This is a genomic window from Streptomyces smyrnaeus (assembly GCF_017676345.1).
In the GTDB taxonomy this organism is placed as follows: domain Bacteria; phylum Actinomycetota; class Actinomycetes; order Streptomycetales; family Streptomycetaceae; genus Streptomyces; species Streptomyces smyrnaeus.
This window is the reverse complement of the sequence record NZ_JAFFZM010000005.1, coordinates 362,009-369,111: the sequence shown is the minus strand read 5'-3', so window position 1 is coordinate 369,111 and position 7,103 is coordinate 362,009. Positions and strand designations below refer to the sequence as shown.

The 7,103-nt window shown below is 71.5% G+C and carries 8 protein-coding genes; 4 read left to right on the top strand and 4 right to left on the bottom strand.

Annotated elements, in window-relative coordinates:
- Positions 1-25: 25 nt before the first annotated feature.
- A complete protein-coding gene (locus JW613_RS11400) occupies positions 26-1,321 on the top strand; it encodes an MFS transporter (RefSeq protein ID WP_209210701.1) in 1,296 nt (431 codons plus the stop codon).
- 13 nt (positions 1,322-1,334) lie between these two features.
- On the opposite strand, the gene JW613_RS11395 is transcribed toward JW613_RS11400, so the two are convergent.
- Positions 1,335-1,562: a hypothetical protein gene (locus JW613_RS11395; RefSeq protein ID WP_099886456.1), complete on the bottom strand. Its 228-nt coding sequence runs from the start codon at positions 1,560-1,562 to the stop codon at positions 1,335-1,337.
- 111 nt (positions 1,563-1,673) lie between these two features.
- On the opposite strand from JW613_RS11395, the gene map reads away from it, so the two are divergent.
- The 3 genes from map to JW613_RS11380 all read left to right on the top strand — a co-directional run bounded on the left by map (position 1,674) and on the right by JW613_RS11380 (position 4,768).
- Positions 1,674-2,531, top strand: a complete 858-nt coding sequence (gene map, locus JW613_RS11390; RefSeq protein WP_209210661.1) for a type I methionyl aminopeptidase — start codon at positions 1,674-1,676, stop codon at positions 2,529-2,531.
- A gap of 150 nt (positions 2,532-2,681) precedes the next feature.
- A complete protein-coding gene (locus tag JW613_RS11385; RefSeq protein WP_209210660.1) occupies positions 2,682-3,377 on the top strand; it encodes a biliverdin-producing heme oxygenase in 696 nt (231 codons plus the stop codon).
- Positions 3,378-3,574: 197 nt separating this feature from the next.
- On the top strand, positions 3,575-4,768 hold the full coding sequence (locus JW613_RS11380; protein ID WP_099880269.1) for an RtcB family protein: 1,194 nt from the start codon (positions 3,575-3,577) through the stop codon (positions 4,766-4,768).
- A gap of 45 nt (positions 4,769-4,813) precedes the next feature.
- Here the strand turns inward: JW613_RS11380 and JW613_RS11375 are convergent, their stop codons facing one another.
- The 3 genes from JW613_RS11375 to JW613_RS11365 are packed head-to-tail and all read right to left on the bottom strand — an operon-like array spanning position 4,814 to position 7,070.
- A complete protein-coding gene (locus tag JW613_RS11375; protein ID WP_209210700.1) occupies positions 4,814-5,368 on the bottom strand; it encodes a TetR/AcrR family transcriptional regulator in 555 nt (184 codons plus the stop codon).
- A gap of 21 nt (positions 5,369-5,389) precedes the next feature.
- Positions 5,390-6,847, bottom strand: coding sequence for an amidase (locus JW613_RS11370; RefSeq protein ID WP_209210659.1), 1,458 nt, complete (start codon positions 6,845-6,847; stop codon positions 5,390-5,392).
- Complete coding sequence (locus JW613_RS11365; protein ID WP_209210658.1) at positions 6,834-7,070, bottom strand: hypothetical protein; 237 nt, start codon at positions 7,068-7,070, stop codon at positions 6,834-6,836. Before JW613_RS11365 ends, JW613_RS11370 begins: the two co-directional genes overlap by 14 nt.
- Positions 7,071-7,103: the final 33 nt, after the last annotated feature.

The window sequence follows — 7,103 nt, the reverse complement described above, 5'->3', positions numbered from 1 at the left end:
GCGAAATCCGGTTGCCCGGCGTCACATGGGAGCACGAGGATGCCTCCTCGTGCTTCCGGACCTCTCCCCTTGGCGGGATTCACGCGACTTCCGCACCCTGTGGACCGCTGGCCTGATCACCACCTTCGGCAGCTTCCTCACGTTCGTCGCACTGCCCCTCCAGGTCAAGGAGCTGACGGGCTCGGCGGCCGCGGTCGGCGCGCTGGGGGCCGTGGAGCTGGTGCCGCTGATCGTGTTCGGGCTGTACGGCGGGGCGCTCGCCGACGCCTTCGACCGGCGCAGACTGATCCTGGGCAGCGAGGCCGCGCTGGGCGCCGTGGCGCTGGTGCTGCTGCTCAACACGCTGCTGCCGCAGCCGATGGTGTGGCCGCTGTACGCGGCGGCGGCGCTCAGCAGCGCGCTGGTCGGTGTGCAGCGGCCCGCGCTGGACGCGATCCTGCCGCGGATCGTCGCGCACGCGCAGCTCAGCGCGGCGGCGGCGCTCAACTCGCTGCGCTGGCAGGTGGGCGGCGTCGCCGGGCCCGCGCTCGCGGGCATTCTGATCGCCTACGCGGGGCTGGAGACGGCCTACGCCATCGACCTGGCGACCTTTGTGCTGTCCCTGCTGATGACGCTGCGGCTCGCCCCTTCGCCACCCGCGCACGACGCGGCCAAGCCGTCACTGCGCGGCATCTGGGAGGGCGCGCGGTACGCGTGGTGCCGCAAGGACCTGCTGGGCACGTACGCCGTCGACGTCGTGGCGATGCTGTTCGCGTTCCCGATCGCGCTCTTCCCGTTCCTGGCCGACGAGTTGGACGCACCGTGGTCGCTGGGCCTGATGTACGCGGCGCTGCCCTTCGGCTCGATGCTGGTGAGCGCGACGAGCGGCTGGTCGTCGCGGGTGCACCGGCACGGTCTCGCAGTGCTGCTGGCCGCCGCGGGCTGGGGCGCGGCGATGACCGTGGCGGGGGTGGTGCGGAACGTGTGGCTGGTGCTGCTCTTCCTCGTCGTGTCCGGCGCCTGCGACATGGTCAGCGGACTCTTCCGCTCGACGATGTGGAACCAGACCGTCCCCGACGAGCTGCGCGGCAGGCTGGCCGGTATCGAGCTGCTGTCGTTCTCGGCCGGGCCCCAGTTGGGACAGGTGCGTTCGGGCTCGGTGGCCTCGCTCACCTCCGTCCGTACATCGGTGTGGTCGGGCGGACTGGTGTGCGTGGCGGGCGTCGCGCTGCTGGCGGCGGCGCTGCCCAAGCTGCTGGCGTACGACGCGCGCACCAGCGAGCACGCACGGGCGGTAAGGGAGGCCCGTCAGGGCGCGGCTGAGGCCGAGGAGCAGGCCTGAGCCCGCGCCCGGGTCAGCCGCGGCCCGTCTCGCCTCCCTTCTCGTGCCAGCGGGGGTCGTTCTCCCACTCCGAGGTGCGCTCCCGCGCGGTCTCCAGGGCGCGGGCCGCCTCCTCGCGGCTGGCGTAGGGGCCCATCCGGTTCTTGCCCGCCGACTGCGGTCCCTCCTCGACGGTTCCGGTCTCGACGTTGAAGAACCACTCTCCGGGCTTGCCGACCGTCTTGCGCTTGAACAGAGCCATACCGGCATGGTCGCGCACCGGCGCAGCTCACGCAGCCCCGCCGGGGCGGGTTCCGAGCGCCCCCCCAAGCTGGCCGGAGCACGGCGGCGGGCCCGGATTAGACTCGCAGACATGTCTGGCCAGTCACTCCTCGTCCCCGGCACGGTCTCACCGCCCCGTGCCGTGCCCGCCTCGATCCCGCGTCCCGAGTACGTCGGCAAGCCCGCACCCACCCCCTACGACGGGCCCGAGGTGCAGGACTCCGAGACGGTCGAGAAGATGCGCGTCGCCGGGCGGATCGCCGCCCGCGCCATGGAAGAGGCCGCCAAGCACATCGCCCCCGGCGTCACCACGGACAAACTGGACGAGGTGGCGCACCAGTACATGATCGATCACGGCGCCTACCCCTCCACCCTGGGCTACCGGCAGTTCCCCAAGTCGCTGTGCACCTCGGTGAACGAGGTGATCTGCCACGGCATCCCCGACTCCACGGTGCTGCGCGACGGCGACATCGTGAATCTCGATGTGACGGCGTACATCGACGGCGTGCACGGCGACAACAACGCCACCTATCTGTGCGGGGACGTGGACGAGGAGTCGCGGCTGCTGGTGGAGCGGACCCGCGAGGCGCTGAACCGGGCGATCAAGGCGGTCAAGCCGGGCCGCCAGCTCAACATCGTCGGCCGGGTGATCGAGTCGTACGCGAAGCGCTTCGATTACGGCGTGGTCCGCGACTTCACCGGCCACGGCATCAACACCTCCTTCCACTCCGGGCTGATCGTTCCGCACTACGACGACCCGCGCGCCACCACCGTCATCCGGCCCGGGATGACCTTCACCATCGAGCCGATGCTGACGCTGGGCACCTACGAGTGGGACATGTGGGAGGACGGCTGGACGGTCGTCACAAAGGACCGCAAGCGCACCGCGCAGTTCGAGCACACCCTGGTGGTGACCGAGACGGGCGCGGAGATCCTGACGCTTCCGTAGGGCGTTCGAGGGGTAAGGGTTTTCCGACAGGGTGTCGGCAACTGCTTGACTTAGGTAAGCCTAAGTAGCAGGATCGCACCGTGTCGGAGCCCGCACGCGCCCCCGGCCTCCCGCCGGGCCGTACCCCCTCCTCCACCCTGGGAGCCAGCCTTGCCGTCTGCCGCATCCCCCTCGCAGGACACCTCGACGGACCATTCCCCGGCCTTCTCCGCCCTGATCCGCACCGCGTCCCAGGAACAGCACACCGAGGCCGAGAACTCCTCCTTCATGAGCGAGATGCTCGGCGGCCGGCTCGGGCTGGAGGCCTACACCCGCTACACAGAGCAGCTCTGGTTCGTCTACGGCGCGCTGGAAGGCGCCGCCGACGACCTGGCACCCGACCCGGTCGCCGGCCCCTTCGTCCGCGGTGAGCTGCTGCGGCTGCCCGCGCTGGAGAAGGACCTGACCCATCTGCACGGCTCGGCCGACTGGCGCGAGCACGTCGCCCCGCTGCCCGCCACCGCCGCCTACGCGGCCCGCGTCGCCGAGGTCGCCCGCAGCTGGCCGGGCGGCTATGTCGCCCACCACTACACCCGCTACCTCGGAGACCTCTCCGGCGGCCAGATCATCCGCGGCACCGCCGAGAAGACCTGGGGCTTCGCCCGCAAGGGCGACGGCGTGCGGTTCTACGTCTTCGACGCCATCGGCAACCCCGCCGCCTTCAAGCGCGAGTACCGCGCCCTGCTGGACGCGCTGCCCTGCGACGACCTGGAGAAGCGGCGCATCGTGGAGGAGTGCAGGCACGCCTTCGCCTTGAACACGGCCGTCTTCCAGGAACTGGGCGCCCACTTCCGGCTCAGCGCGTAAGGCGGCTCCGCGCGGTGAGCCGGCGCCCCAGGGGGGTTGTTCCGGGAAGAGGGTGCTGAAAATGCTTTGCCGTGGCGGGTGCGCAGCAGCGCACAATGAGGCGCAGGGAAGCCCGTCACGGGGGCGGGCTTCCGCAGCCAAGACGGCTGTGTTCGGCCGTGTGCTGCGCCTATTCGTCATGGGGGAGTTGGACTGTCATGTCGCACGTGGAGATGCCCGGTGCGCGGGTGCCGATCCGGATGTGGACGGATCCGGGCAGCGTGGAGGACGTGGCGCTGCGGCAGCTCCAGAACGTCGCGACGCTCCCGTGGATCAAGGGCCTGGCGGTGATGCCGGATGTGCACTACGGGAAGGGCGCGACCGTCGGCTCGGTCATCGCGATGCACGGCGCCGTCTGCCCCGCGGCCGTGGGCGTGGACATCGGGTGCGGGATGTCGGCGGTGCGTACGTCACTGACGGCCGACGATCTGCCCGGTGACCTCTCGCGGCTGCGCTCGAAGATCGAGCAGGCCATTCCGGTCGGGCGCGGTATGCACGACGAGCCGGTGGAGCCCGGCGATGTGCACGGGCTGCCGACCGCCGGCTGGGACGACTTCTGGGCGCGCTTCGACGGTGTGGCCGAGTCCGTGCGGTTCCGTCACGAGCGGGCCACCAAGCAGCTGGGGACGCTGGGCGGCGGCAACCACTTCATCGAGGTGTGCCTGGACACCACCGGCCAGGTGTGGCTGATGCTGCACTCCGGTTCGCGGAACATCGGCAAGGAGCTCGCGGACTTCCACATCGGCGAGGCTCAGAAGCTGCCGCACAACCAGGGGCTGGTCGACCGCGATCTGGCGGTCTTCGTCAAGGACACCCCGCAGATGGCGGCCTACCGGCACGACCTGTTCTGGGCCCAGGAGTACGCCAAGTACAACCGGGCACTGATGATGGGGCTGCTCAAGGACGTGGTCCGCAGAGAGTTCAAGAAGGCGAAGCCCGTCTTCGAGGAGACCATCTCCTGCCACCACAACTACGTGGCCGAGGAGCGGTACGACGGTTTGGACCTGCTGGTCACCCGCAAGGGCGCGATCCGGGCGGGCAGCGGCGAGTTCGGCATCATCCCGGGCTCGATGGGCACCGGCTCGTACATCGTCAAGGGCCTGGGCAACGCGGACTCGTTCAACTCCGCCTCGCACGGCGCGGGCCGGCGGATGAGCCGGAACGCGGCCAAGCGGCGCTTCACCGAGCGGGATCTCGCGGAGCAGACGCGCGGGGTGGAGTGCCGCAAGGACGCGGGGGTGGTGGACGAGATCCCCGGGGCCTACAAGCCGATCGAGCGCGTCATCGACCAGCAGCGCGATCTGGTCGAGGTCGTCGCGAAGCTGCGGCAGATCGTCTGTGTGAAGGGCTGATCCTCGCGGTGCGTGCGGGGCCGACCGGGGCGGCGACGAGGTGACTCATCGCCGCCCCCGCTCCAGGCAGTCGGCCACCAGCCGGCGTGCGTAGGCGGCGTCGAGCGCGCCGGGGCGGAAGAGGATGCGGTACATCATCGGGGCCACGACGTGGTCGATGACCGTCTCGACGTCGGGCTGCTGCTGCTCCCCACGGGCGGTCGCGCGCCGGAGGATGACGTCGATCTGCTCGGCGGCGTAGGCGGAGCACTGGCCGGCGTTGTCTCCGTCCGGATCGCCGAGCAGGGCGTCGCGGATGTAGGCGCGGCCCGGGGGCGACGCCATCTCGTCCAGGAACTGCTCGGCCCAGGCGGTCAGGTCGGCCACCAGTTCGCCGTGGTCCTCCGGGTCGGTCTCGGGCCGCAGATGCTCGACGGCGACGTCCGAGAGCAGCTCCCGCAGGTCGCCCCAGCGGCGGTAGACCGTGGACGGGGTGACTCCGGCACGGGCCGCGATCAGCGGAACGGTCAGCGCGTCCCGTCCGACCTCGGCGTCGAGTTCGTGCACGGCCGCGTGCACCGCTTCCTGTACCCGGGCACTGCGCCCGCCGGGGCGCGCCATCGCTTTGGCCATGGCGCCATGCTAAAGCAAAGTCATTGCGTCAACGGCCGCGGCCGGACCGCCCGGTGCGGTGCCGTCCGGGGCGGTGCCGCCCACCGGGGCCAGGGTGCGGGGCGGCCCGGTCCGCTCGTAGGCGTGCCCCGCGCGCAGCAGCACCGCCTCGCTCTGGGGCCGTCCCATCAGCTGCATCCCGATCGGCATTCCCGCCCTGTCGTGGCCGACCGGCAGGGTCAGCGCGGGCAGCCCGGTGATGTTGGCCGGCGCCGAGAGGCGCACATAGGCGTCCGAGACGGTCTCGACGGTGCCGTCGGGCCAGGTGAGGGTGGGCTGGTCGGCCTTGGCCGCGGTCGTGGGCACGGTCGGCGCCGCGATGACGTCCACCTCCTCCAGCGTGCTCAGCCAGCTGCGCCGCATGAGCGTGCGGGCGCGCTGGGCGCGCAGATAGTCCCCCGCCGGCATCAGTTCGCCGGCTTCGAGGAGGATGCGTACATCCGCCGCGTAGCGCTCGGGTACGGAGCGCAGTGTCCGTTCGTGGTACGCGGTGGCCTCGGGGACCATCAGGCCCCACTGGACAGCCTGGATGTAGCGGGTCATCGGGATCTCGACGTCGACGAGGTGTGCGCCGAGCTCGGCCAGCCGGTCCACGGCCCGCCGGACCGCGGCCTCCACCTCGGGGTCGACGTGGTCGAAGTAGTAGTTGACCGGCACGCCGACGCGCAGCCCGGTGAGGTCCATGTCGGCGTCCGGCTGCCGGTCGGTGGACGGTGTGGGCGCGGACGCGGGATCGCGCGGTGCGTCACCGGCCAGGGCTGCCAGGACGGCCGCCGCGTCCTCGACGGTGCGGGTGAGCGGGCCGACGTGGTCGAGTGACCAGGACAGCGAGGTCACGCCGTGCCGGGGGACGAGGCCGTAGGTCGGCTTGAGGCCGACGATGCCGTTCAGCGCGGCGGGCACCCGGATCGATCCGCCGGTGTCGGTGCCCAGCGCGAAGGTGGCCGCACCGGCCGCCACGGCGACGGCCGAGCCGCCGCTCGATCCTCCGGCCACCCGCTCCTGGTCCCAGGCGTTCCTGGTCTGCGGAGTGGTGAGGCCGTAGGCGAACTCGTGCGTGTGGGTCTTGCCCACCAGGGCCGCACCGGCCGCGGTCAGGCGCGCGGCGGCCGTGCTGTCGGCGTCGGCCCGGTGTCCTTCCCGCACCCGGGAGCTGCCGGTGGTCGCCACTCCGGCCACGTCGATCATGTCCTTCAGCCCCATGGGGATGCCCGGCAGCGGCCCGGCGGCGCGGCCCGCGGACAACTCCTGCTCGGCGCGGCGCGCCGAGCTGCGGGCCCGGTCGGCCGTCACCGTCACATACGCCCGCAGGTGCGGTTCGGTGCGCTCGATCCGGTCCAGCACCGAGTCCACCAGTTCGACGGGGGACAGCTGCCGGGTCCGGATCCGGTCCGCGGCGGCGGTCAGGGACAGTTCATACGGCTGCATTGTTCTCCCCCGTCCCGGCGCGCTGCTGGTCGCCCTCTTCCGCCGCGCGGTAGTCGGCCGCGGGGGGAGTGTCGCCGAAGTCCAGCTCGCGCAGGACGGAGACGACGGAGTGGATGTGGTCGGCGGTGGCGGCGACCTCCGCGTGGCGGTCGGCGGGCAGTGGCAGCCCGGTGCGGGCGGCCCAGCGGGCCGCTTCGGGCGGTGTGAGTTCGGCAGCAGGCATGGGTGTTCTCCCTGGCTCGACAGCAAAAGCTAA